This window comes from Alkalilimnicola ehrlichii (assembly GCF_003399765.1).
In the GTDB taxonomy this organism is placed as follows: domain Bacteria; phylum Pseudomonadota; class Gammaproteobacteria; order Nitrococcales; family AK92; genus AK92.
In genome coordinates this window covers 230,708-255,266 of record NZ_NFZV01000003.1, presented here as the reverse complement: position 1 = coordinate 255,266, position 24,559 = coordinate 230,708, and the positions used below count along the sequence as shown (strand labels likewise).

At 61.2% G+C, this 24,559-nt stretch carries 23 protein-coding genes and 2 pseudogenes; 15 read left to right on the top strand and 10 right to left on the bottom strand.

Annotated features, from left to right (window positions below; all coding sequences use genetic code 11):
* Positions 1–230: 230 nt before the first annotated feature.
* Both CAI21_RS25800 and CAI21_RS04875 read left to right on the top strand, forming a co-directional pair.
* A complete protein-coding gene (locus tag CAI21_RS25800; protein ID WP_404840852.1) occupies positions 231–926 on the top strand; it encodes an adenosylcobinamide amidohydrolase in 696 nt (231 codons plus the stop codon).
* A gap of 560 nt (positions 927–1,486) precedes the next feature.
* Positions 1,487–1,912, top strand: coding sequence for a rhodanese-like domain-containing protein (locus tag CAI21_RS04875; RefSeq protein ID WP_116301274.1), 426 nt, complete (start codon positions 1,487–1,489; stop codon positions 1,910–1,912).
* A 327-nt stretch (positions 1,913–2,239) separates the two neighbouring features.
* Here the strand turns inward: CAI21_RS04875 and CAI21_RS04870 are convergent, their stop codons facing one another.
* From CAI21_RS04870 to exaC, 6 genes are all read right to left on the bottom strand, one after another.
* Positions 2,240–2,545: a DUF308 domain-containing protein gene (locus tag CAI21_RS04870; RefSeq protein ID WP_116301264.1), complete on the bottom strand. Its 306-nt coding sequence runs from the start codon at positions 2,543–2,545 to the stop codon at positions 2,240–2,242.
* A gap of 305 nt (positions 2,546–2,850) precedes the next feature.
* Entirely contained in the window at positions 2,851–3,723 is an 873-nt protein-coding gene (locus CAI21_RS04865; RefSeq protein ID WP_116301263.1) for an AraC family transcriptional regulator, read from the bottom strand.
* Between the two features lie 274 nt (positions 3,724–3,997).
* Entirely contained in the window at positions 3,998–4,684 is a 687-nt protein-coding gene (locus tag CAI21_RS23660) for a sigma-54-dependent Fis family transcriptional regulator (RefSeq protein WP_220347766.1), read from the bottom strand.
* Positions 4,681–5,955: a sigma-54-dependent Fis family transcriptional regulator gene (locus CAI21_RS23655; RefSeq protein WP_220347765.1), complete on the bottom strand. Its 1,275-nt coding sequence runs from the start codon at positions 5,953–5,955 to the stop codon at positions 4,681–4,683. Before CAI21_RS23655 ends, CAI21_RS23660 begins: the two co-directional genes overlap by 4 nt.
* Before the next feature lie 417 nt (positions 5,956–6,372).
* Entirely contained in the window at positions 6,373–6,762 is a 390-nt protein-coding gene (locus tag CAI21_RS04855) for a DUF779 domain-containing protein (RefSeq protein ID WP_116301262.1), read from the bottom strand.
* 67 nt (positions 6,763–6,829) lie between these two features.
* Entirely contained in the window at positions 6,830–8,350 is a 1,521-nt protein-coding gene (gene exaC / locus CAI21_RS04850) for an acetaldehyde dehydrogenase ExaC (RefSeq protein ID WP_116301261.1), read from the bottom strand.
* 722 nt (positions 8,351–9,072) lie between these two features.
* Between exaC and CAI21_RS04845 the strand changes: the two genes are divergently transcribed.
* Entirely contained in the window at positions 9,073–10,860 is a 1,788-nt protein-coding gene (locus tag CAI21_RS04845; protein ID WP_116301260.1) for a DUF1800 family protein, read from the top strand.
* Between the two features lie 106 nt (positions 10,861–10,966).
* Complete coding sequence (locus CAI21_RS04840) at positions 10,967–12,436, top strand: DUF1501 domain-containing protein (protein WP_116301259.1); 1,470 nt, start codon at positions 10,967–10,969, stop codon at positions 12,434–12,436.
* A gap of 78 nt (positions 12,437–12,514) precedes the next feature.
* Here CAI21_RS04840 and CAI21_RS04835 read toward each other — a convergent pair whose 3' ends face one another.
* Both CAI21_RS04835 and CAI21_RS04830 read right to left on the bottom strand, forming a co-directional pair.
* Positions 12,515–12,979 (bottom strand): putative molybdenum carrier protein, encoded by a 465-nt coding sequence (locus CAI21_RS04835; RefSeq protein WP_116301258.1) that lies wholly within the window; start codon positions 12,977–12,979, stop codon positions 12,515–12,517.
* Positions 12,980–13,100: 121 nt separating this feature from the next.
* The gene (locus CAI21_RS04830; RefSeq protein ID WP_116301257.1) at positions 13,101–13,310 is read right to left on the bottom strand and encodes a hypothetical protein; all 210 of its coding nucleotides are present in this window, start codon (positions 13,308–13,310) and stop codon (positions 13,101–13,103) included.
* A gap of 418 nt (positions 13,311–13,728) precedes the next feature.
* Here CAI21_RS04830 and CAI21_RS04825 point away from each other — a divergent pair, with 418 nt between their 5' ends.
* The 7 genes from CAI21_RS04825 (at position 13,729) to nudE (ending at position 20,486) form a co-directional block, all read left to right on the top strand.
* Positions 13,729–14,739 (top strand): isopenicillin N synthase family dioxygenase, encoded by a 1,011-nt coding sequence (locus CAI21_RS04825; protein WP_116301256.1) that lies wholly within the window; start codon positions 13,729–13,731, stop codon positions 14,737–14,739.
* Between the two features lies 1 nt (position 14,740).
* Positions 14,741–15,127, top strand: coding sequence for a VOC family protein (locus CAI21_RS04820; RefSeq protein WP_116301255.1), 387 nt, complete (start codon positions 14,741–14,743; stop codon positions 15,125–15,127).
* 42 nt (positions 15,128–15,169) lie between these two features.
* Positions 15,170–16,270, top strand: a complete 1,101-nt coding sequence (locus CAI21_RS04815) for a BMP family ABC transporter substrate-binding protein (RefSeq protein ID WP_116301254.1) — start codon at positions 15,170–15,172, stop codon at positions 16,268–16,270.
* Positions 16,267–17,787, top strand: coding sequence for an ABC transporter ATP-binding protein (locus CAI21_RS04810; protein ID WP_116301253.1), 1,521 nt, complete (start codon positions 16,267–16,269; stop codon positions 17,785–17,787). The genes CAI21_RS04815 and CAI21_RS04810 overlap by 4 nt, the downstream gene beginning before the upstream one ends.
* Positions 17,780–18,901, top strand: coding sequence for an ABC transporter permease (locus CAI21_RS04805; protein ID WP_116301252.1), 1,122 nt, complete (start codon positions 17,780–17,782; stop codon positions 18,899–18,901). Before CAI21_RS04810 ends, CAI21_RS04805 begins: the two co-directional genes overlap by 8 nt.
* Positions 18,901–19,827 carry an ABC transporter permease gene (locus CAI21_RS04800; protein WP_116301251.1) on the top strand — a complete coding sequence of 309 codons (927 nt, stop codon included), beginning with the start codon at positions 18,901–18,903 and terminating at the stop codon, positions 19,825–19,827. Before CAI21_RS04805 ends, CAI21_RS04800 begins: the two co-directional genes overlap by 1 nt.
* Before the next feature lie 74 nt (positions 19,828–19,901).
* A complete protein-coding gene (nudE, locus tag CAI21_RS04795) occupies positions 19,902–20,486 on the top strand; it encodes an ADP compounds hydrolase NudE (RefSeq protein ID WP_116301250.1) in 585 nt (194 codons plus the stop codon).
* A gap of 21 nt (positions 20,487–20,507) precedes the next feature.
* Here the strand turns inward: nudE and rutR are convergent.
* Both rutR and CAI21_RS23085 read right to left on the bottom strand, forming a co-directional pair.
* A pseudogene (rutR, locus tag CAI21_RS04790) lies at positions 20,508–21,125 on the bottom strand (HTH-type transcriptional regulator RutR); the annotation flags it as partial.
* A gap of 109 nt (positions 21,126–21,234) precedes the next feature.
* The gene (locus tag CAI21_RS23085) at positions 21,235–21,378 is read right to left on the bottom strand and encodes a hypothetical protein (protein WP_181919268.1); all 144 of its coding nucleotides are present in this window, start codon (positions 21,376–21,378) and stop codon (positions 21,235–21,237) included.
* 105 nt (positions 21,379–21,483) lie between these two features.
* On the opposite strand from CAI21_RS23085, the pseudogene rutA reads away from it, so the two are divergent.
* The 4 genes and pseudogenes from rutA (at position 21,484) to rutD (ending at position 24,554) form a co-directional block, all read left to right on the top strand.
* Positions 21,484–22,565: pseudogene (gene rutA / locus CAI21_RS04785) on the top strand (pyrimidine utilization protein A).
* Positions 22,565–23,314, top strand: a complete 750-nt coding sequence (rutB, locus tag CAI21_RS04780) for a pyrimidine utilization protein B (RefSeq protein ID WP_116301249.1) — start codon at positions 22,565–22,567, stop codon at positions 23,312–23,314. Before rutA ends, rutB begins: the two are co-directional and overlap by 1 nt.
* On the top strand, positions 23,262–23,708 hold the full coding sequence (rutC, locus tag CAI21_RS04775; RefSeq protein WP_309544650.1) for a pyrimidine utilization protein C: 447 nt from the start codon (positions 23,262–23,264) through the stop codon (positions 23,706–23,708). The genes rutB and rutC overlap by 53 nt, the downstream gene beginning before the upstream one ends.
* 45 nt (positions 23,709–23,753) lie before the next feature.
* Positions 23,754–24,554: a pyrimidine utilization protein D gene (gene rutD, locus CAI21_RS04770; RefSeq protein WP_116301248.1), complete on the top strand. Its 801-nt coding sequence runs from the start codon at positions 23,754–23,756 to the stop codon at positions 24,552–24,554.
* Positions 24,555–24,559 lie beyond the last annotated feature (5 nt).

Genomic DNA, 24,559 nt, shown 5'->3' with positions numbered 1-24,559 from the left:
GCCGCTTGGCCTCGGGCAGATGCCTCAACCCGCTGCGCAGTTCCGTGTGATCTTCTCGGCCGTAGTCCACCGGCTTCATCGCTCGCCTCGTTGTTGTCGCTTGTTGCACCGTATGATGCCATGACGAAAAGCTAAGCGTAATAATACTCGGTTAAGAAGATCCGTTGCCCTGTGTTGCGCGCCTGCGCCGGGGTTTGAGCACACGCTTTGCCAGTTTGCGGGGAGGAGAGATGGCGACACAGCAGCAGGCGCCGGTAACGGTGACGCGCGATCCGGCTCATTTGGTTGTGGATCTGGGCGCGCCGCGGCCAATCCTGAGCAACGCCGCCATCGGCGGCGGCTGGCGCACGGCGCGCTATGTGGTCAACCGCACGGTTGCCGCCGGTTGGAACCCGCCCGATATCGACACCGATATGAGCGACTACCTGGGCCAGCTCGGTTTGCCCTCGGAGCAGTGCGTCGGGCTGCTCACGGCCGTCCATATGCAAAACCTCGTGCGGCGGCGCGAGCAATGGCAGGGCTGGGCGATCGAGGCGCTGGCGACAGTCGGCGTCCGCAACGCGGCCCGAGCCGGCGGCGCCTTTCCGCTGGCGGCGAGCGGCAGCGGCACCATTAATGTCATTGTCCTGATCGACGGTTGGCTGGCACCGGCGGCCATGGTCGACGCCGTACAAACCGCCGTGGAGGCAAAGGCGGCCGCCCTCGCCGAGGCCGCCGTGCCGACCGCAACCGGCGAGATCGCCACCGGGACTACGACCGACACCGTAACCGTGGCGACGCTGGGCCGGCAACCGAGCAGCGTCTATGCAGGAACCGCCACCACGGTCGGCCACTGCATAGGCCGCGCCGTGCACGGGGCGATCAGCGAGGGCGTGCAGGCTGCGCTGGCGCGCCTTAATGACCGCTCAGATGTTTCTTTTTCTTAGCTGCCTACGCGGCAGTGAACTGTTTTGGAACAAAGGTTCTCAGCTACGGACATTTCTTAGCTGCCTACGCGGCAGCGAACCCGTCCGGGCATCTCTGCTGTGTAGTGGCAAATTTCTTAGCTGCCTACGCGGCAGCGAACCGGGCGTGACGCTAGTCTTTGAAGTCGAATAATTTCTTAGCTGCCTACGCGGCAGCGAACAACACGATGATTAAAGCGGAAAACGCTTTCCATTTCTTAGCTGCCTACACGGCAGCGAACTAGAGCAAAAACACCATAACCCACTGTTTTGACAGCGACAACCCCGCAACGACCGACTTAACCCTTTTTTCACCCCTCTCTAACTCATTGATTTTATGTGGCGCTTTGCCGGCCGAAAAAAAGGGTCGACGCTCGCCTCGCCGGTTGCCCGTTGTTGCGCCGGATGATCCCATGGCGAAAAGCCGGGGGTAATCGCAGGCGGCCGCGGCTGGGCTGTTGACGGTTACCTTGCTAATGGCCACATTAGGCGTAGGCTTGCGGATCGTCTCCGCGCTTGGGTTTACCGTAGAGGGTTGTGGTATGAGGTCGCTTATTCTTGCACTCGGGCTCTTGGTGGCGATGCCTTTAGCGGCGGCGGCAAACGATTTGGGCCCGCGGGAAGCTTATGCGCGGGCTGCGGAGGATGGGCTGCTCATCGTCGATATTCGCCAGCCCGACGAGTGGCGGGAGACTGGCGTGGTGCCGGGGGCGGAGCGTATTTCCCTGCGTCATCCTCAGGGCGAGGCGGGGTTGTTGGCCGCTTTCGAGGCATTGAGAGCGCAAGAGCCCGAGCGGCCGATTGCGCTTATCTGCCGGACCGGCAATCGCTCGGCCAGGCTTTTGTCGCACCTGGAAAGTCACGGGTTTACGCAGATCTATAATGTCCGCGAAGGTATGCTCGGCGGGGACGACGGCCCGGGCTGGATCGCGCGCGATTTGCCGGTCGAGCCCTGTCGCGCTTGTTAGCGGCCTCCCCGTGGGGCGAGCCCTGGCCGGCGTTATCCGGCAGGGCCTGTTCGTTGCTATGCGCGCGATAACACGGACGCTGCACCGGAATGCGCCTCCCACGCCGCTATGCCGATGGCAACGCCGTTAATCAATAGGCTAAGGCCGATAGCTAAGCCGAGAAACCATAAGCCGGACCAAGGCCACTGGAAGAGTAATAGCAGGCCAAGCGCGATGTTGAGCGCCGCCGCCGCCAGATTCCAACTGCGGCCGGCAGTTCGGTGACGACACCGACCAAGACCAGCCGAAAAATGCCGCCCATTAACAGTAGCACGGCTAGTAGCATCGTCAACACCAGGGCGGCGCGGCCGGATGAAAAACGACGACGGCGCCGATGACGATTTCGACGATACCCCACAGAGAGAATAAGAGGCCGTAGCGCCAACTGCGCTCGCGCAAACCCATGCCAATCTGGACGATACCGCTGGCGATGAGCGCCACACCCAGGACAACGGCCACGGCAATGGTCGCGGCTACGGATGCAACCAGTGCCGCTATGCCCGCGATGATCATTACCGCACCCACGGCCAACCAGAGGCCCCAGTTGCTCTTGAAGGCGGGCGTTTCGGCGTAAGGCTCTATCGTCGGCTCCATGCATACCTCCTTATACCTAAGCACTCCTTCGGGCTCTTCACCGCGCGGCCAAGGGCCCGAAGATGGGCTCCCGGAGGGCGGGCCGGCCGACGGCCATGGCCGTGTTGCCAGCCTTTGACGATACCGCGACTGCGGCCATCGCCACACCTATCGGCAGTTAGACCTATGCTGCTATGGGGGCAGCCACTCGCCGCTTGCAAGGGTTAGCAGGAAAACAACGGGGCGCACAGGGGCGAGCGGCAAGGCGATAATTATGGGCTGACCGCCTATCGGCAACCGCTTTCAAGCAACTTCAGACCGTTGGCTTATGTCGCGTTCGATACTGGGGGGTGGCCGAACTTGCGCGAATATTCGCGGCTGAACTGGGTGGGGCTTTCATAGCCGACTTCAAACGCCACGCTCGCCACCGAGACGGCGCCGGCCATTAGCTTCTGCCGCGCGGCGAAGAGTCTGATGTCCTTTTGGAATTGGATGGGTGTCGTGGCGGTAATCGCTTTGAAGTGCTCATGGAAGCTCGACAGGCTCATGCTGGCCAGCTCTGCCAGCTCGTGCACGGAGATCGGCTGCGCGTAGTCTCGGCGTAATTTGCCGATGGCGCGACTGATGCGGCTGATACGGCTATCGGGGCGGGATAGGCGGCGCAGTATTCCGCCGTGCTCCTCCATCAGCATGCGGAAGTGGATTTCCTTAACCAGCAACGGGGCCAGGACGCGCCTTTCGACCGGAGGCCGATCGATCAGGTCAAACAGGCGGCACATGGCATCGCGGACGTGGTGGCCGGCGGCACCTGAGGCGACGGCACCGTCCTTTTCTCTGGCGTCGACATCGAACTCGAGCTCTATCTGCAATTCCCGCAGAATCGCGAGGTCGATGCCTATGGCAAACCCGACATAAGGCCGCTCGGGCGATGCGTCTACTACGTGACTCAGTGTCGGCAGGTCGACGCAGACGATGAGCGACTCGCCAGCGCCATAATCGACGATGCGATTGCCGAATTGGGTTTGCTTGCGCCCCTGCAAGCCGACGCACAGCAGCGGTCTGTAGAGGGTGTTCGTCAGTGGGGTCGGCGTTCGGCTGCGCAGCAGGGCCAGCCCGCCGATGCCAAGGTCGGTCGGCGTTTCCGGAAGCTGCTTTGCATCAGCGTATTCAATGACACGCGCGATTAAATCCTGCTCCATTGCGCACCTCCGTCTTTCCGCGGGTAGTTCAGAATAACCCGTCGCCCTGCCGTTGTCTGCCGAAAACTCGTGGCCTTTGGAGTATCGGGCAAGCGCTGCGGAGGTGTGGGCACGCCTGCCACGTAGCTGTGCCTTTAGGCTTTCGGACATGACGGCTCCGGGGCCGCCTCCGCGAGGGAAACGGTGGCTCGCCGAGCAACGGGCCTTCCTCGCCTACAAGCGCCTATGGGTTGCCGGCCAATGCGGCGCGGCCGGGCAAGGCGATAACCGCGCGCTATTGATCGGGGCGCGGATAACCGATGCCGTGCTTGCGCATCTTCCGATACAGGGTGTTTCGGCTGACGCCTAAGGCTACGGCCGCGCGGCTGACGTTCCACTTCTGACGGCTTAGCTCGTCGATCAGTGCTTGCCGTTCTGCGGAGTCGAGCGGGGAGGCCTGGTCAGGCTCTACGCTCGGCGGCTCGCCGCCCTCGGCGAGCGCCGAGGCGGCGATTTCGTGGTCCAGATCCTCTAGCCGGATCAGGCCGCCTTCGCATAGGGCGGCCGCCGTTCGGAGGGTGTTGCGAAGCTGGCGTAGGTTACCCGGCCAGGGGTAATTCGACAGCACGCGAAAGGCATCTTCCGCGATATCGACGTCGGCCTGACCTTCCGCTGCCAGAACCCGGCGGATGAGTTCGGCCTTGTCTTGCCGCTCTCGCAAGGCGGGCAACGCGAGGGTTAAGCCGTTGATGCGGTAGTAAAGATCCTCTCGAAAGGCGCCCTGGGCGATTTTGTCGAGCAGATCGCAATGCGTGGCGCTAATCAGGCAGATATCGACCGGCACCGACACGTCGCTCCCCAAGGGCTGTACTTGCCGTTCTTCAAGCACGCGGAGCAGGCGGGTTTGTAGTTCCAGCGGCATGTCGCCGATCTCGTCGAGGAATAGGGTGCCGCCGTCTGCTTGGGCGATTTTGCCTTTCATGCCGTTTTTTGCGCGCCGGTAAACGCGCCGGGGCGGTAGCCGAAGAGTTCGCTCTCGATCAGGTTGCCGGGAATAGCCGCGCAGTTAACCGCTACTAATTCGCCTTGGCGGCCGCTGGCACAGTGGATGGCGCGGGCGAATACGTCTTTGCCGGTGCCGGTCTCGCCGTGGAGCAGGATGGGAATGCCCCGCCCGGCGACCTTTTGCGCCTTTTTCGCCAGTTGCAACATGGTGGGATCGCCGGCGCTTAGGTCGTGCAACGCCGGGTGTAGCCGTTGCGAGCGCGAGGGCGTTGTGTTGTCGGCGCTTTGCAGCGGGTGAATGCTTATCGTCTGCTTTTGGCTGCCTAGGACGGTGGCGAAGAAGCGGCCGGCGCGACGAATGCCGTGCATCGTCCAGTAGGGCGGGCGCCAGCTTTGGCACGCTTGCTGGGCGAGCGTGGCGGCGTTGATGTCGAATAACTCGTAGATTAAGCGACCGACAACGTCGCTACGGTCGGCTGCCCCGAGGAATAGGAGTGCGTTGTTGTCTGCTGCCAGCACGGTGCCGTCTTCGTCCACGGCAATAGCACCGTCGTTAATCAGGCCGACATACTCCGGCCGACTGTGAAAGCGGACGATCGTGGCTGTCGGGAAGGCGTTGATAAAGCGCCACTTGGAGATATGCTGGGCGGAGGCCGAAACCAGTGCCAGGGTATGTAGCTGGCTGCTGGGCGTGTCCAGGTTATTCACGGTGGAGGCGTCCAACACGCCGAACAGTTCGCCGGACGGCTCGATAATGGGTGCGCCGGCACAGGTAAGGCCTGCGTGGCGCCGACGGAAGTGTTGGTCGCGCACGACCATCACCGGCCGCTGCTCGGCGATGCAGGTGCCGATGCCGTTGGTGCCTTCGTGTTGTTCGCTCCATATGGCGCCCTGCCATAAGCCCACGGAGCGGAATTGCGGATTAAGGGCGGGGTCACCCACGAATTCAAGAATGAGCCCTTCGACATTGCTAAGCAGCAGCGCGTAGCCCGAACCGGAGATCTGGTTGTAAAGATTATGCATTTCGGCGCGTGCTAACCGCGCGAATTCGCCGTAGCGGTCTTTGTATTCAGCGAGTTCATGTTGTTCGACCACAGCGGGGGCGGTATGCCGGGCGCGGTCTATGAGGTATTGCTGCTCGCAGCGGCGCCACGACCGTTCGATCAATGACTGGCTATAGCTATAGGGTTCCGCGCCAACAGAGGCTCGGCGGACGGATCTGCGGCTGGCGTTAATCAACTCCTCCACAGCGTTCTCCTCCCTTATTCGTAGGCTCGCGGATGAGCGGCGGCCAAGCTCATCGCAGAGCGTGCTTATATAATAATATTTCTTGTACCGACCATCCGGCAGGGTGCCGATTGAGGCAATCCTTGCTACGTATCCTCCTGTGCGGTGATGGTTAGCTGTGCCAGCATGCCGGTATGCGTAGGCAGAAACAATAGGAAACTCGGATAGTTAGCGTATCCTTTTCAACGATGCGCTGACGGAGCGACCGGTAGACGGTATTGCCGTGATGTCGGTCGCTCCGTCGGCGGGCCTCCGGTATTCAATCAGGCAGTTCTTGATCTTGGCGGCGACGGAGCGCCCGCGCGGCCCTGTGCATTGGCCGCGCGGGCTGGTCGGTAGTTAATACTCCGGTAAGTATAGGAAGTGGTGCGTTAAAGTCTATTCGGCGCCGATTTGCACCGGCTGTTTTTCCAGGACTGCCCACTCTTCGTCGGTATAGATGCGCGAACGGGTGTGGAAGCGCACGCCTTCCGGACCTTCCAGAGAAAACATGCCGCCGCGCCCGGGGACTACATCGATAATCAATTGCGTATGCTGCCAATATTCGAACTGGGACTGGTTCATATAAAAAGGACAGCCGCCTATCTCGCCAAGCTTGACGTCGCTGCCGCCAATCCTGAACTCGCCCTGCGGGTAGCACATCGGCGAGCTGCCGTCGCAGCAGCCGCCGGATTGGTGGAACATTAACGGCCCATGCCGTGCCCGCAGGCGGTCGATGAGTTCCAGTGCGGCATCGGTTGCGGTGACACGCTCTACGATTTTACCCATGACCCCTCCTTCCATCAGGCTGGTTTTTGCACGCGCCCGCCGGCGCTGCCCCGTGGCTTGGCCTCCCTTAGAAGAGGCCTGCGGGGTTGGGGTCGTAGCTCACCAGCATGTTCTTCGTTTGCTGGTAGTGGTCCAGCATCATGCGGTGGTTTTCGCGCCCGAAACCGGATTGTTTGTAACCGCCGAAGGCGGCGTGCGCCGGATACAAGTGGTAGCAGTTGGTCCATACGCGGCCGGATTGGATGCCTCGGCCCATGCGGTAGGCGCGGTTGGTGTCGCGGGTCCACAGGCCCGCGCCGAGGCCGTAGAGGGTGTCGTTGGCGATGGCCAGGGCTTCTTCCTCGTCCTTGAAGGTGGTAACCGAAACCACCGGGCCGAAGATTTCTTCCTGGAACACGCGCATCTTGTTGTGGCCTGTGAACAGGGTCGGTTGTACGTAGTAGCCGTTCTCCAGGCCATCGCCTAGTAGGGCGCGTTGGCCGCCGGCTAGCAATTCGGCACCTTCCTGCCGGCCGATGTCGAAGTAGCTGAGGATTTTCTCCATTTGCTCGGTGGAGGTCTGGGCGCCGATCATCGTTTCGGTATCCAGCGGGTTGCCTTGTTTGATCTTGCCCCAGCGCGCAACCACGCGGTCCATGAACTTGTCGTAGATCGATTCGTGGATCAGGGCGCGCGACGGGCAGGTGCAGACCTCGCCCTGGTTGAGGGCGGCCATCAGCACCCCTTCGACGCATTTGTCGAGAAAGGCATCGTCGGCTTGCATAATGTCGTCGAAGAAGACGTTCGGGGATTTGCCGCCCAGCTCAAGCGTTACCGGAATCAGGTTCTCGGAGGCGTATTGCATCACCAAGCGGCCGGTGGTGGTTTCGCCGGTAAAGGCGATTTTGGCGATTCGCGAGCTGGAGGCAAGCGGCTTGCCCGCTTCGACGCCAAAGCCGTTGACGACGTTGACGACGCCCGGCGGTAGGAGGTCGTGAATCAGCTCCATCAGCAGCAGAATGCTTGCCGGCGTTTGCTCGGCGGGCTTTAGCACCACGCTATTGCCGGCGGCCAAGGCCGGGGCAAGCTTCCACGTCGCCATCAGCAGCGGGAAGTTCCAGGGGATGATCTGGCCGACAACGCCCAACGGCTCATGGAAGTGGTAGGCCACTGTGTTGGCGTCGATTTGGCTGATACCGCCTTCCTGCGCCCGAATGACGCCGGCGAAGTAACGAAAGTGATCGGCAACGAGCGGTATATCGGCGGCCAGCGATTCGCGGACCGGTTTGCCGTTGTCCCAGGTTTCGGCAACGGCGAGCATGTCGAGATTGCTTTCGACGCGATCGGCAATCTGCAACAAGATATTCGCCCGCTCGGCGGGGGAGGTACGACCCCAGCTTTCCTGCGCGCCATGGGCGGCCGTGATGGCCATCTCGATGTCGGCCGCCGTGGAACGCGGTATCTCGCAGAACGGTTGGCCGTTGACGGGCGAGACGTTGTCGAAATATTTACCTTCGGTGGGAGCGATCCACTCGCCGTTAATGAAGTTGGCGTAACGGGATTTGAAACTGACGACGGAACCGGCCTCGCCGGGCTGTTGGTATATCATGCTTCTCTCCTAGCTTCCTGCTTATTGTTTGCGTACCCGCTCTTGTCGACGAGCATTCACGCTCTGTCTGGAGCAAAGGCTGTGCCACGGGAGATACAACAAGTAAAAACAGAGACTTATAGCTTCTGTCGGCGGGGGAAGTGTCTCGTATTTCGCGCAGTAGCGGTACGCTCCGACCGGGCAGGTGTCACGAAATTGGCACAACGCCCGAGAGCCGGCAGTGTCGTTGCGCATGCGGCAAAGCCGCAAAACTCCCCAACAGCCGGCGGGTTATTCACACAGCTCGGACAAGCTACCGCCGTGCCGCCTCATACCTGAGTACGATCTTTGCGCACCGGCGAGACCATCTGTAAACATCTAATTAAAAAGCACTTTTAAAAAATGCTGAAATATTGAGCAATTTATCTAAGTGTTTGATACCCCGTACCCCGGAACAACTTCACGCAGCTTGTACACAGAGTTATCCACAAGAATTGTGGAAAGCTGCCTAAGTGCTTGTTCTTTCGTCAGGGCGCCTCGTCGGAGCGCGGGGAGATGGGCTTCCTCTGTGTTATCGACAGCGCGCGTTGCGGGGCAGAGGCAAGATAAGTGTGGACACCACCCTTGATTTCTGCATTACGTTCAGAAGCTTATTGAAGCTTCCATACATACTAAGCTAATATTAATCGACGGTGGCCGCCTCCGCCGCAGAATAACAAGAATACAAACCAAGGATTGTCCTTATGCGATATTCCCTCTTAAGGTGGCGAGGCCTCGTCGTCGTTCTGTTGATTGTCCTCTTAGCCGCCTGTGGGTCGGGCGATAAGTCGGGAAGAAAAGACCCGCACGGCGACATTCAGCTCGTCGGTCTGACGCGAGTAAGCGATGAGGCCTGGGACGAGACTGCGGTACGCAAGGTGCTGCACTTGTTCGCTTACGGCAGCTTCGCCAGCGACCGTCAGATAGCCGCTTGGGCCGACATGCCACCGGAGCGGGCCATCGTCGAGATCATCCACGTCGGCCCCCGAAACGCTAAGCTATCGCCGCCTGATAATACCGCCGCGTTCGGCCCGGACGGCACGCTGCGGGGCCTGAGCGAGTATTGGTCGTCGCCGCGCTCGCCGTTACCCGAGGGCCGCCGCACGGCCTATGATAGCGATGCCTGGCGGGCGCCAGGCCGCGTCTGGACGCTGGCCGCGACGATGCCCGGCCTGAATCCGGTGCGTCAGAAGATCGGCCTGTGGGAAACCAACTACCACATGGCCGTCAACCAGGGCGTCGGCGTCGGCAATGCGCAGATTATCCGCTATTACGATCAGATCATGAACGATCTGGCCGCCGCCCGGCCGTACCACGAGGTCATCGCCGGTGCTGCCGCCTCGGCTGCCGTGACGCGGCAGTACGGGCACCACAACAACCGTTTTCGCAGCGGCGTGTTCAGCGGCAACGAGGACTTCGCGCGCGAATACCACCAGCTCTTTTTCGGCATCCTGGGGCAGGACGACCGCGACCAGGACTATCACGAGCTGGTATCGATCAAGAACACCGCGCGCGCCCTCACCGGCATGAGCTACGACCCTGACGATAATAGCCGGCTCCATTATGGCTCCGAGGAGCACTACCTCAGCGATCTGGAGATCCTTAACACCCAGATTACTGGGGGCAATGCCCGCGAGAAACTCTTTAATCTGGCGGCGGTGGCCATCGACCACCCGCACAGCCAGGAGAATCTGCCGCTGATGATCGTACGCACATTGGCGGACGATAACCTGCAAGCCGACTCGGCAAAGGCCCGGGCGCTACAGGATTACTGGGCTTCGATCAACCCTAAGGATCTGGTGACCTTCCTGCGCGGCTATGCGATTTCGGAGGAGTTTCACAGCCCGGAGCGGGTCAAGTACTACACCAGTATCGACCGTAACCTAATCATCGCAAACCGCCTGACCTTGAGCAGCGAGGAGCGTCTGCTCAACTTCTACAACGCCAACATCCACAGCATGGAAGGCGCCGACCCCTTTCTCCCCAAGCACGACGTGTTCGGCGGGCAAACGGGCGAAGAGGCGTCCACCAGCGGCGACGTGTTTCGCAACGCCTATAACGTCAGCACCGAAGGCAGCTGGCGTTTCGAGCGGGTGCACTTGGTGGAGGACGAGGAGATTGTGTTCACCAAGGATTGGCGCCCGGTGCTGCCCCGCGGCGCCAACGGCTACCGAGTCGAGGAGGTTGCCGAGTGGTTGTGGCAGCGCTTTATCGCCGACGGTCACAAGCATTTTGGCCCGCTAGAGCGGGTGCACGTCTACGCCCTGCTGGCGCGGGGCGAAGACCCGACGCAGGCTTGGTCGCTGGACCCCGAGGAGGTGATCTCTCCGGCCGACCTGGCGCCGGGGGGCAGGCACGAGCTGCTGTTCCACGACCTGAGCAACGGCTACCTGTTCCAGGGCACGACGCCGGAGGTTGGCAATCGTAATATCGGCCGCGCCATCGCCTTCATCATCTCGACCCCGTATATGTTCGCGCAGGAGGGCCGATAGCGTCCTCTTGCCAAGGGGAGCTACGGCCATGGCCTGCGAGCTGCGCCTAGCCTCGGCGCCGCGCACGGGTTCGTAGGGGGGTGAACTTTTGTTAAGGGACACTATCATGGATCGCAGAACATTCCTTAAAGGCAGCCTGGCCGGCATCGCGCTCAGCCAGTTGCCGGTGGCCTTTTTCGGCTCCGCAGCGCAGGCGGCCGGTATCAGCCAACGGGCGGTGGTCAATCTGACCCTGCCGGGCGGGCCCGACATGCGGCATTTGCTGCCGCCCGCGTTCGACAGCAACGAGAGCAGCTTCGGCTTCCAATATTGGCGCGCCATGCGCACCGCGCACCGGATCGGCAACACGGCCGATGCCTTTCGGGAGCGCTGGCAGACGGCGTATCTGCCGGTGCGGACGACGGCCGACTTCGACACCGGCGGCGTTAGCTTTGGCGTGCTCAAGGAGTGCGGCTGGCTGCGCCGGCAGATTGAAGCGGGTAATGTCGCCATTGTTAATAATGTGGTCGGCTCGCGCTCGCGCGACCACGCGCACTCGCTGCTGGCACTGGATGCCGGCGATCATCAGGCTTCCGCCAATGCTTTCCAAAGCTCCGGCTGGGGTGGACGCTTGGCGCAAGCCTGCGGTGCCAACGCCAGGGTGGTCGCTATGACGACGGCGCCGCGGCGGTTCTGCCTAACCGACGGCCCAAACGGCCGCTTGGCGGCCGACTATGCCATCAGTGTGCGCGACTCGCGCAACCTCGGCTTGTACGACCATCGCGACGATCTTGAGGAGCGGCAGCGCTGGGGGCGGAATCAGATAGCGCGCTCCGCGGCGAGCTATTACGCGGCGATGGGCGAGCACATCGAGGCCAGTTCGCCGTTTCATCGTATCGTCCAGCACGAGTCCGCGATTCGCGGCTTCAGCGGCGATGTCAACCGGGTGCTGGCCGGCAAGCCGATGCCGGAATCCTTGTTGGCACTACAATCTGGGGACACGGCGTTGCAGAGCGGCTACTTCGCGCGTCAGCTCGCTAGTCTCTACGATTGTGCGGCACACGTCGGCTCCGTGTTGAACATGCGCGCCGGGTCGCTGGAGTACGGCGGCTGGGACACTCACCGCGAGCAGCGCAATCGGGCCGAGCCGCAGTTTGCCGACATCTTCGGCGACGGCCGCGGGTTGGACACCCTGATGAGCGAGCTGGAGCAGGTAAACCCGGCGCTCAAGCAGAACTTGACGATCGTCATCGGCGGCGAGTTCGGCCGCCAGATACGCTCCAACGGCGACCATGGCACCGACCACGGCCGCGGCAACACGATGTTGGTCATCGGCGACCGCGTGCGCGGCGGGATCTACGGCGACATGTTCCCCGCCAGCGAGCTGGATCTGCTGGACCCGCGGATCAACGACCCTAACAGCACCCGCGCACCGCATCGCAGCCCGGACATCGAAGGGCGGACTGCGATCGAGCATTTATACGGGGCGATATGCGATTGGGTGCAGCCGGGCACGCGGGAGGTGGTCTTCCCGCAGGTCGGCGGCATCGATTTGCTGGAGCCGGGCTTGGGGCTCGATAGTTTGTTCCTGAGCTGACGAGAGCTTACCGGGAGCGGGCTGCTGCTAGCCAGATGTGGGGAGCGGCAGCCTGCGAGTATCCGTCGCCGTCGTTGGTTAAGTTGATCGCTGTATGACTAGCCGGATAACGTGCTTCACGTAGTCGTAGATTGCGGGGCAAGCGCTTGCTCTGGGGCCTGCCACATTCAAGGTGGCCACGTCGAAATCGCGAACGAAATCGAGTAAAAGCTCGGCTGCCCGGCCCGGTTCAACCAGCGCAATGTCGATCAGCTTGTACGGTTTGCCTTGTCGAATACAAAAAAGAACCGTCGTTTCAGTGCCGCCGCCGAGGTAAGACGCGTAAAAGATGGCGCTACCGTCGGCATCCACGACATTTTGCTTAGTGCGCTGCCGGTAGCCGCCGCCCAGTTCCGTTAGAGGGTATACGTGGCTAATCGGGCCATCTTCGGCCATTCTGCCAACGGGGCAACTCCCGCCGATGGGGAACGTTAACTCAAGGCCGGCATCGAGCGCGGCCCGGTCGGCGCCTGTTTGTCCGCCGCTTATGATCTTTGCAATCATGCTCAAACCCGCTCAACGTCATGCGCAGGGCTACTTATTACCACACCAGTGGCCGCTCGGCTTTCGCTTTGCCGGCTCGGAGCCCAACGGACGACTCGCTGCTCGCGTTGCGGCGGTACGCTCATTCGCGATTCGCGCGCCGGAGCATCGTTAAGGCTTCGTCGAAAATGGCTTCGACATGCGCTTTGTTTTCGAGATTGGGGGGCAGCGATTTTCTATCCCCTTCGATACCCGCCAGCATGTCCTGAATCAAACCCGGCCGCTCGGCTTCCAGCCGTTGCAAAAGACCGGTTAGCACATAAAGGGCTGCGTCAGTCTTAGCATCGCTCATATCTGGCTCCATCTAGTGTCCGCTCTTGCCAAGGGTTACGGCCATTGGCAAGAGTGCTGCCCCCAGAATACGCTCAGCCGCCCTCTCCGTCACAGTAAAGAAAACACCCTATCCACGCCGGCGGAAAGCCAGTCCGCCGACCACTCCCGACGCCCCCTGCCATATGCCGCCCCGAAGTACTCGGCTGTAAGCACCTTGCTCAACGCGCACGCCTCGGCAGGGCGCCTGATCTTGGTGCCGGCGCACAAACCAAGTGCTCTACAGTGGACCAATTGTTCCAATAATTTTGCAAAAATCCCCAGAAAATGGCGCCACAGCACGGTGTTAGCGACGTGGCACAGATAATGCTTTTGCCCACTTCGAGCGTGGAGCAAGCAGCTTGCTTCGGAAACCTGCCATCTTTGGGGAGAACCTTTCGATGACGCTGAAGTATGTGCCCATCGTCGACTTAGCGCCGTATTTTGACGGTACGTCGACAGGCAAACGCGAAGTCGCCGCACAGGTTGATAAGGCTTGTAAAGACATCGGGTTTCTTGTCATCACTAACCATGGCGTTCCCGCCGAGCTTATCGAGCGCGTCTCGCGCCTTTCCAGCGACTTTTTCGATCTGCCGCTGGAAGCGAAGCGGCGCGTCGACCGCCCCAGCCCCGATCAGGTGCGAGGTTACAGCGCGGTGGCCGAGGAGAGTCTTTCCTATTCCTTGGAGGAAGCGGCACCGGGCGATCTTAAGGAGTCGTTTTCGATAGGCCCGACCGACGTGCCGGACGAGCCTTACTACCACTGCGAAGCGGCCGGGCCGCATTTTGCCCCGAATGTTTGGCCTACCGGCATCGACGGTTTCCAAAACGCGTATACGGAGTACTTCGCGGCCATGAGCGATCTGTCGCAGTCGCTCATGCGCATCTTCGCCCTTGCGCTGGAGCTGCCGGAGACCTTCTTCGACGACAAAATAGATAAACACATCAGCATGTTCCGCACCCTGAGCTATCCGGACACGAAGGGCGCGGTGGAAGAAGGCCAAATGCGGGCCAGCGCCCACACCGACTACGGCAGCCTTACCATCGTGCGTCCGGACAGCGCCCTCGGCGGCTTACAGGTGCGGAATCAGGACGGGCAATGGGTGGATGTGCCCTATGTCCCCGACGGCTTCGTCGTCAATATCGGCGACCTCATGATGCAATGGACCAACGATCAGTGGATCTCGACCCTGCACCGTGTCGTCAATCCGCCGGCCGATAGCGACACGGACAATAGCCGGCAATCGCTGGTTTTCTTCCATCAGCCTAACTACGACGCCTTGGTCGAGTGCCTACCCAGCTGTTGCGGCCCGGACAACCCGCCGCGCTATGCGCCGATTACGTCCGGCGACCACCTAGTTTCGAAGTTCGTGAAACAAACCACCTTCGGCGGCACAAAGGTGGTGGCCTGAAATGACGCATCTTTCTTATGTCAATGTCTTCGCGAAAGACATCGTTGCGCTGAGCGATTTCTACCGGGAGTTGTTCGGTTTTCGGGAGATTCCGGAAATACGCTCGCCTATTTTTCGCGGCCTCGATACCGGCAAATCCTGCATCGGATTTAACGCGCTGGACGCCTATGAGTTGCTGCAACTCGACGATTATGCGGACACCCGAGGCTGCAAGTTTCTGCTGAATATCGACGTCGATTCGACGGCCGAAGTCGACCGTATGGTGCCGATGGCTCAAGCGCTAGGCGCCACTCTGATAAAGCCGCCGTACACCACGTATTACAACTGGTATCAGGCGGTATTACTGGACCCGGAGAAAAACGTATTTCGCATAAACCACATGATGTAACCGGCGCGATCGATCTGCCTTTAACTACGAGAGGAATAAGCCATGGGCATGAAATTCTTGATGCGGATTCTGACAGCAGCGCTTGCCTTAAGCATTACCGCACCCGCCCTCGCCACGGAGGCCGACGAGGGCCTCACCCTGAAAGGCGAACCGCGAATCGCCATGCTCTATATTAGCCCGCGCAACGACGGCGGTTGGACACAGGCCTTCGACGAGGCGAGACTAAAACTGGAGGAACGCCTGGGCCATCGCATTCAGTATGTGGAGAGCGTGCCCGAAAATGCCTCTTCGATTCGGCCGGCGGCGGAGCGCCTCATCCAACGCGGCGCCAACATTATCATCGGTACCGCCTTCGGCTATTCGGACACTTTCGAAGATCTGGCCAGGCGCCACCCCGAGGTCGCCTTTCTTAACGGGTCCGGCACCACCAACAGCCGTAATCTGCAATCCTTCTACGGCCGCACCTATGAGAGTCAGTACCTGTGCGGCATGGCCGCCGCCGCGGCGTCGAAGAGCGGCAGGCTCGGCTTTGTCGCGGCCAACCCCTTCGGCCAGGTGAACTGGACCGTAAACGCCTTCGCCCTCGGCGCGCAGAAGATTAACCCCGACGCTACCGTGACCGTGATTTATACCGGCTCTTGGAACGATCCGGTGCGCGAGCGGGCGGCCGCCGCTGCCTTGATCGACCGCGGCGCCGATGTGATCGGCCAGCACGTCGATAGCCCCACACCGCAGATTGTCGCCCAGGAGCGGGGCGTGTTCGGCACCGGGCACCACCGGGACATGAGCGAGTTCGCACCGGCCGCAACGGTGTGCTCGTCGGTTTGGGTGTGGGACCGCTTCCTAGAGCCTGAGCTGGAGAACATCTTCGCCGGCGGCTGGAAACCGCAGTTAGACGGCGCGTTGCTCTCGATGGCGGAGGGCGGCACCGACATCGCCTGCTGCGGCCCCGCCGTAGCGGAGGAACACGTCAGCACCATCATGGCGGCGCGAGAGGAACTCCTGCAAGGCAACAAGCGCATCTACCAAGGCCCGCTGTACGACCGCAACGGAACGCTGAAGATCGCCGACGGCGAGCTGCCTTCCGACGGCGAACTGTGGCAGATGGATTGGTTCGTCAAGGGAGTGATTACCCAGCAATGAGCAAGCACAACGCGATCCAGCTAGTGGGCATCGAGAAATCGTTCGACGGTTTCAAAGCCCTCTCTCACGCCAACTTCACTGCGAAATGGGGGGAAGTACACGCGTTATTGGGAGAAAACGGCGCCGGTAAATCATCCTTGATGAATATCGCCGCGGGTTTGTATGCCCCGGAAGCCGGATCGCTGCTCATCGACGATAACGAGGTCCGCCTTAGCGGACCTCGGGCTGCCAGCGAGCACCGCATCGGCATGGTTCATCAGCATTTCAAGCTGGTGCGGCCGTTCACGGTGGCGGAGAACATTCTGCTCGGGCTACGCAACGCCGGGGCCGGCGGTTTCCGCACCCGGCTGCGCAAACTGGAGCGCGAAATCGTCGCGAAAGCGGAACAGTTGGGCTTTGCGGTCGACCCTCGGAAACCGGCAGCCGCGCTGTCGGTGGCCGAACAACAGCGGGTCGAAATTCTCAAGGTGCTTCTGGCCGGGGCCCGCATCCTCATTCTCGACGAACCCACTGCGGTGCTGACCGATCAGGAAGCCGAGCGTTTACTCACCACGGTGCACGCCTTCGCCCGCAGCGGGGCGGCTGTCATTTTGGTAACGCACAAGATGGCGGACGTTATTCGTTACGCCGACCAAGTCACGGTGATGCGGGCAGGCCGCACGGTGCAAACCCTCGACCCGAGAAGTATTTCGGCTGACGAGCTGGTGCGGCTGACGGTGGGCGAATCGGCGCCGGCGGGGGAATACCAAGCCGGCAGTCGGGGTGAGGAACGCTTAGCGGTCAAGGATTTGCGGTCGGTCGCAAGCGCCGGCGAGCGGGGCATGCTAGCCGGCGTCAATCTCCGCCTGCACGCCGGCGAGATCTACGGCCTTGCTGGCGTGGGCGGCAACGGCCAGAGCGAATTAGCCAACGCGCTCATGGGGCTGCCGGGCGCTACCGAGGGCGAAATTGAGCTGATCGGCGTCGGCGACCTGCGCTCGGCATCCACCGAGCGGCGCCGCGAGCTGGGGATTGCCGCCATACCCGCCGACCGCTACGGCGCGGCGCTGGCGGCCGATCTTTCGATTATCGACAACTTCTGTATCGGCCAAATTCACAGCGGGCGCTACGGCGCGTTTTGGCGGCTCAAACGCTCGCAGATGGAAACGGACGTAGCGGAGGCTATCCGCACTTTCGATGTGCAAGGGGTGCGCTCGCTCCGCCAGAAAGCGGCGCTGCTCTCGGGGGGCAATGCGCAGAAGCTGGTGATCGCGCGCGAGTTCAGCCGAAAAGTAAAACTGGTCTTTGCCCACAGCCCGAGCCGCGGGCTCGACGTTCGTGCCGCTCAGGCGGTGCACACGCGGCTGCGTGCTGCACGCGATGCCGGGGCGGCTGTGTTGTTGATCAGCGAGGACTTGGACGAAGTACTGACCCTGGCAGACCGCATCGGGGTGATGAACAGCGGCCGGATTGTGGCGGAGTTCGATCGTCCGGCAGACCGTCAGGCCATAGGAAAAGCAATGGTGGATCATGTCTGAACAGGTTGTTCCCATCGACGTCTCCCAGCCAAAGCAACGGCAGCCGCTGCTGCGGCGCCGTTATGCGCTGGAAGTTCGCCAACAAATGGCCTGGTATTGGCAGGCGCTCATTCTGGCCGCGGCGCTAGCCGTCGGGCTGGCGATTTCTGCACTCATCCTCATCGCCGCGGGCGTACCGGGCGGCGAGCTGCTCAACGAGTTCGTCATCATGACGGTATTCGATGCGCAGAGTTTGCAGGCGGTGCTCTTTCAGGCCTCGCCGATGATTCTCGTCGGCCTGGCCGGCTGCATGGCCTTTCGGGCTCGGTTTTGGAACCTGGGCCTGGACGGCCAGATGATCTGGGGGGCGATAGGGGCCACGGCGATCGTGCTGTTCGAGGTCGGGCCGCCGGCCTTACGCCTGCCGTTGATGTTGTTAACGGCGGCGGTTTGCGGCGCGCTGTGGGCGTTGACGCCGATTGTGCTGAAACTGCGGCTGCAAGTCAGCGAGATCATTTCGACGCTGATGCTCAATTATCTCGCCAGCTATTTCCTGCTCCATCTTCTCTACGGCAGTTGGAAGGACCCGCGCGACTCCTTCCCTTACTCGCCGCCGTTTCAGAGCTTCGAACGGCTACCGGAGTTTTTCCACGGCTATAGCGCGGGCATTCCGTTGGCCGTCGTTATCGCCGTGTTCGCGCTGTGGTTGATCGGATTCTCTCGGGCCGGCCTGTACTTGCGGTTTGTCGACGCTAACCCGAAAGTCGCCGATGCCGTCGGCGTGCCGCTGCGCAAAACGATACTCGCCACGGTGCTGCTCTCGGGCGCGATGGCGGGCATCGCGGGCTTTGTGATCACGTCGGGGCAAGAGGGCCGCCTCACCCAGTCCTTTTATCAAGGTTATGGGTTTTCCGGCATCTTGATCGCCTTTCTGGCCCGCAACAATCCAATAGCTGCGCTCGTGGTCGCGTTGTTAATCGCCACCCTCTTCGTGGCCGGCCGCAGCTTGCAGGTCTTTTATCAAATTCCGTTTTCGATGGTGCAGCTGATTCAGGCGATTCTGGTGATCTGCGTCGCCTCCTCGGACTTCTTTATTCGCCACCGCCTACGCCGCGTTCAAGGGGGAGAGAGCTAATGGATCTCATTGCTAGCTGGTTGGGTAACACGCCCGATTTCGCCGTTCCGTTCGCGCTCGCCGCGCTTGGCCTGATCATTACCGAACGGGCGGGCGTTTTGTCGCTTGGCGCCGAGGGGCTGATGTTGGTCGGCGCCTTAGCCGGGATAGGTGCGCAACTCGCTTACGGGTCGGCCGAGCTTTCCCTGTTGATCGCCATGCTTTCGGCAAGCGTCGTGTCCATCCTGTTTGCCATCATGGTCGTTCTGCTGCGGATCAATCAGGTCATCGCCGGGCTGTCGCTGGTGTTCTTCTGCCAAGGGCTTACGGGGCTATTGGGGACGCTCTGGGGCTGGACCAATCGGCCCGTCAGCGGCATGTCGTCGATATCGCTGTGGCCGCTCTCGGAGCTGCCGCTGATCGGTAAGGTTTTCGTACAGAACCCGGTGGTTTATCTGACACCGCTCATTTTTCTTGCGGTTGTATGGTTCCTCACACGCAGCGGCACCGGGTTGCGTCTGCGCGCCGTGGGCGAGAACCCGCAAGCGGCGGATTCCGTCGGCATTCCGGTGTTGTGGTATCGGGTTGCGGCGATTCTCGCCGGGGCCGCGTTAATCGGGCTCGCCGGCGGTTACCTGTCCGTGCTCAGCACTAAGCTCTGGATCGCCGATATGACCGGCGGCCGCGGCTGGATCGCTATCGCTCTGGTCATCTTCGCCCGCTGGTATCCCTGGCGTGCGCTGATGGGGGCGCTGCTGTTCGGCTGCGTCGAAGCGCTCATCCCGCAGCTTGCCGCGGCGGGCATCCGACTCCCGCAGTACTTCATCCTGATGACACCGTATGCGGTTACGCTCGGCGTCATGATTTGGGTTGCGGCCAGTAAGCGCGCGGGCGGCGAGCAACCCGGCGCGCTCGGCATACCGTTCGTGCGGGAAGAGAGACGGTAAGGTAACCAAGCGCTCGCGCTAGCGGCCCATCGCTTTTCGGTTCGCCGTCATCGCTACAGCAAGAGGACAACGTCGTGACTAAACTGCCACATATCCTCGATATTGCCACGGTCGCGCAATCGCGCTTGTTTCAGATCGAAAATGTGCGACTGCGTTTCGCTAACGGCGCCGAGACCGATTACGAACGCATCACCGCAGGAGACTGCTACGGCGGCGCCGTCATGGTCGTGCCGGTTGCGGCGAACGGTGCCTTTCTGCTGGTGCGCGAGTACGCCGTCGGTTTGGAGCGTTACGAGCTAGGGCCGCCGAAGGGCTTGATCGAGCGCGGCGAATCGGTGGAGCAGGCGGCGAACCGAGAGCTGATGGAGGAAATCGGGATGGCGGCTCGACGCTTTCGCCGCCTCAGCCCTTTGGCGCTCGCGCCCGGTTTTCTTAACTTCACCTGCGAGGTGCTATTAGCAACGGAGCTTTACCCGGCCTCCTTACCGGGCGACGAGCCCGAGGCCCTGGAAGTGATTGCGCTGGCCCCGGATGCGCTAGAAACGGCCATCGCCGATGCAAGTATTTCGGAGGCACGCAGCATCGCCGCGCTTTATCTCGCGAGGAGCTGCCTCGCGGCGGCTGCTTCTATCCCAGCGGTAGTGCCTATGGCCCGTTAGCGCGCGTGCAAGAGAATGCGGTTAACGCGGCCTTAGCCCGTTCAGTATCAGCGCTTGCAGATTCTGCAAAACTTCTTCGAAGAAGGCGGGATCTTCCAGCGTTCGGCCGGTTACGGCTTTAACCTGGGTTTGAAAGTCAGCGTAATGCTGGGTAGTCGCCCAGATGGAGAAAATCAGGTGGTGCGGGTCAACCGGCGCGATCTTGCCGCTGTCGATCCAGGCCTTAATCACCTTAACTTTCGCCTCCACCAGCTCCCTTAGCGGTTGTTCCAACTCCGCTAACAATAGAGGAGCCCCCTGCATGACCTCCATACAGAACAGGCGGGACTCTTCGGGATGGTCGCGGGACAGTTCCAGCTTCACCCGGATGTAGTCGCCGATAGCCACCAGCGGGTCTTGCTCGACGCTAAACGTTTTCAACGGCGTTAACCAGACATCCAGCAACTCCCGCAAGACGCTGACATAGAGCTCGTCTTTGCTGCCGAAGTAGTAGAGCAGGTTGGTCTTCGATACATCCGCTTCCGTAGCCACCCGGTCGAGGCTGGTGCCGTGCAACCCGTACTGGGAAAAACCTTGAGTGCGGCCTGCAAGATCGTGCTGCGTTTGCTCTCCACTAATTTCATACGTCGCCGTAGCGTGGCTGCGCTTGGCTGCGAGGCGCGTGCTCGCGGTGTCGACGCTTTACGTCCGGCCACCCGAGGCCTCGTGGAAGGTTTCTTAATCGTCACCTTATCAAACTCTTCTTAGATTACTGCCAGTAAACACCAAAAATAGCCGCAACGCGATGCCCTGCCGCCCCAAAACCGGCAGCCTGCCCCAACCAGGCACTCCGAATCGACCATTTGGTCCACATTTCTCCAAAAAAATCGGCAACCGCTTGTTTATCCGACATTTACCCTTCCGTGGCACGTTCTCTGCATTTTCCTTTGCGTACCTATCCGCAACAGCGGCACGACTTAGCCACCGCGATCAGTCAACACGTTAAGAGGTCTGTACTATGGATATCGGCGTCTTCATTCCCATCGGCAACAATGGCTGGCTTATATCCACCAACGCACCGCAATATAAGCCGACATTCGACTTGAACAAGGAAATCGTACTCAAGGCCGAGCAGTACGACTTCGACTTTGCCCTCTCAATGATCAAGCTACGGGGCTTCGGCGGCAAGACCGAGTTCTGGGAGTACAACCTTGAGTCGTTTACGTTGATGGCGGGGCTCGCCGCCGTAACCGACAAAATCCAGTTGTTCGCTACCGCCGCTACACTGACCTTACCCCCGCCATTGTAGCTCGTATGGCTGCCACCATCGACTCGATCTCGAACGGGCGTTTCGGCGTCAACCTCGTTACCGGCTGGCAGCGGCCGGAGTACTCGCAAATGGGGTTGTGGCCCGGCGACGAATTCTTCGCCACCCGTTATGAGTATCTCGCCGAGTATGCGCAAGTCCTGCGCGATCTGTGGGCAACCGGCCAGAGCGATTTCAAGGGTAAGCATTTCACGATGGACGACTGCCGCGTCCGCCCGCAGCCTCAGGCCGATATGAAAATCATCTGCGCGGGGCAAAGCGAAGCGGGCATGGCGTTCTCGGCTCAATACGCCGATTACAACTTCTGCTTCGGCAAGGGCGTGAATACGCCTACCGCGTTCGCCCCTGCCGCGGAACGCCTGCAAAAGGCGACCGAAGCCACCGGCCGCGAGGTCACCTCCTGTGTGTTGTTTATGATCATCGCGGACGAAACGGACGAGGCCGCTCGTGCCCGCTGGGAGCACTATAAAGCCGGCGCCGATCAAGCAGCCATCGCATGGCTGGGCGAGCAAGGGGCGGCCGATAAGAGCGCGGACACCAATGTCCGCCAGATGGCCGACCCGACCTCCGCCGTCAACATCAACATGGGCACGCTGGTGGGCTCTTACGAGTCGGTGGCGCGCATGCTCGACGAAGTCGCGACAGTGCCGGGTACCCAAGGGGTCATGCTGACGTTCGACGACTTCGTGCAGGGAATAGAAGACTTCGGCACCAAAATCCAACCGCTAATGAAGAGCCGGCGCCACCTCAGTAAGCAGAAGGAGTCGGCCTAATGTCCGCACCCAAGAGCATTGCGGGGCTTCCCGCGACCGCTGTCGGCGAGGCGGCTCGGCAACTGTCCGCTCGCCCCGAGCCGCTGAATCTGAAACCGAGCGAGACGGCGCTGATCGTCGTCGACATGCAGAACGGTTACGCCAGTCCAGGCGGTTATATCGATCTGGCGGGCTTTGACATCTCGGGCAATAAACAGGTGATCGCCAATATTCGGCGTGCCGCGAACGCCGCGCGGGAAGCCGGCATTCAAGTGGCCTTCTTCCAAAACGGTTGGGACTCGGAATACACGGAGGCCGGCGGCCCAGGCTCGCCCAACTGGCATAAGTCTAACGCGCTGAAGACGATGCGCCAGCGCCCCGAGTTGCAAGGCAAGCTGCTGGCCAGGGGCGGCTGGGACTATGAGCTGGTGGACGAACTGCAACCGCAACCGAACGATTGGGTTATTCACAAACCTCGCTACAGCGGCTTTTTCAACACCAACTTAGACAGCATGTTGCGCTCCCGCGGGATCAGGAACCTGATCTTTACCGGCATCGCAACCAACGTGTGCGTGGAGTCGACCCTGCGCGACGGCTTTTTTCTGGAGTACTTCGGCGTGGTCCTCAAGGATGCCGTCAACCAACTCGGGCCCGACTTCATCGCCGAGGCGTCGTTCTACAACATCGAAAAGTTCTTCGGCTGGGTCGCCAGCGTCGATGAGTTCTGCACCGCCTTCGCAACCCACGAAACGGCAGCCGCCGCAGTTTGAGGAAACCGTCAATGAGCAAACAATCCGTCATTCCCAAAGGCACCGGCAAACCACTTGCCCCCTACGTCCCCGCTCGCTCGCGGACGGCGTTCTCTATGTATCCGGCACCTTGCCCTTCGATAAGGAAAACAACGTGGTGCACGTCGGCGACGCCGCAGCACAAACTCGGCACGTTCTGGAAACGATCAAAGGTGTGGTGGAGGAGGCAGGCGGCACGATGGACGATGTCACCTTCAACATGATCATGATTCGCGAATGGAGCGATTACGCCAGCATCAACGAAGTTTATGCCGAGTACTTCCCGGGCGAGAAACCCGCCCGTTACTGCATTCAATGCGGTCTGGTAAAACCCGAGGCGCTGATCGAGATCGCCAGCATCGCCCACGTCGGCTGAACGAATCGGGGCCGGGCCTTTGCCCGGCCCGGCGGAGGTGTCGCGATGTACTACGAGATCCATGGCCGGCAGGAGCCGAACGCCACCACGCTGGTGCTTAGCGCCGGCCTCGGCGGCTCGGCGCACTTTTGGGCGCCGCAACTGCCTGCCCTTGGCGAGCGCTACCGTGTGCTGGTCTACGACCACAACGGCACCGGGCGCAGCCCCGCGCGCTTACCCGAGGGGTACGCCATCGACACGATGGCGACGGAACTGCTGGCGCTGCTGGATACGCTCGGCATCCAACGCTGTCACTTTATCGGGCATGCGTTGGGCGGCCTCATTGGCTTACAAATCGCGCTGCGGCGCCCGGCGATCCTCGCCAGCCAGACCCTGATCAACGCCTGGGCCGGCCCGAACCCGCACACGGCTCGCTGCTTTGCGGTACGCCGAAATTTGCTCGTGCACTGCGGCGTTGCGGCCTATCTGCAAGCCCAGCCGTTGTTTCTGTACCCGCCGGACTGGATCGCCGCCAACAGCGAGCGCCTCGGCAGCGAAGAAGCGCATGCCCAGGAGGCGTTCCCCGGCGTCGACAACGTCTTGCGCCGGATCGAGGCGCTGCTGGCCTTCGACGTCACCGCACTGCTCGAACGCATTGAGACACCTACCTTATTGATCGCCAACCGCGACGACATGCTGGTGCCGTGGCAACAATCGCAACGCCTCCTGGAAGGCTTGCCTAACGCCCAGTTAGCGCAGCTGGACTACGGCGGCCACGCTTCCAGCGTCACCGACAGCGTCCCATTTAACCGCGTCCTGCTGACGCAGCTCGCCCGCTTATGCGAGCAAGCGACACCGACTGTTTGAGGAGA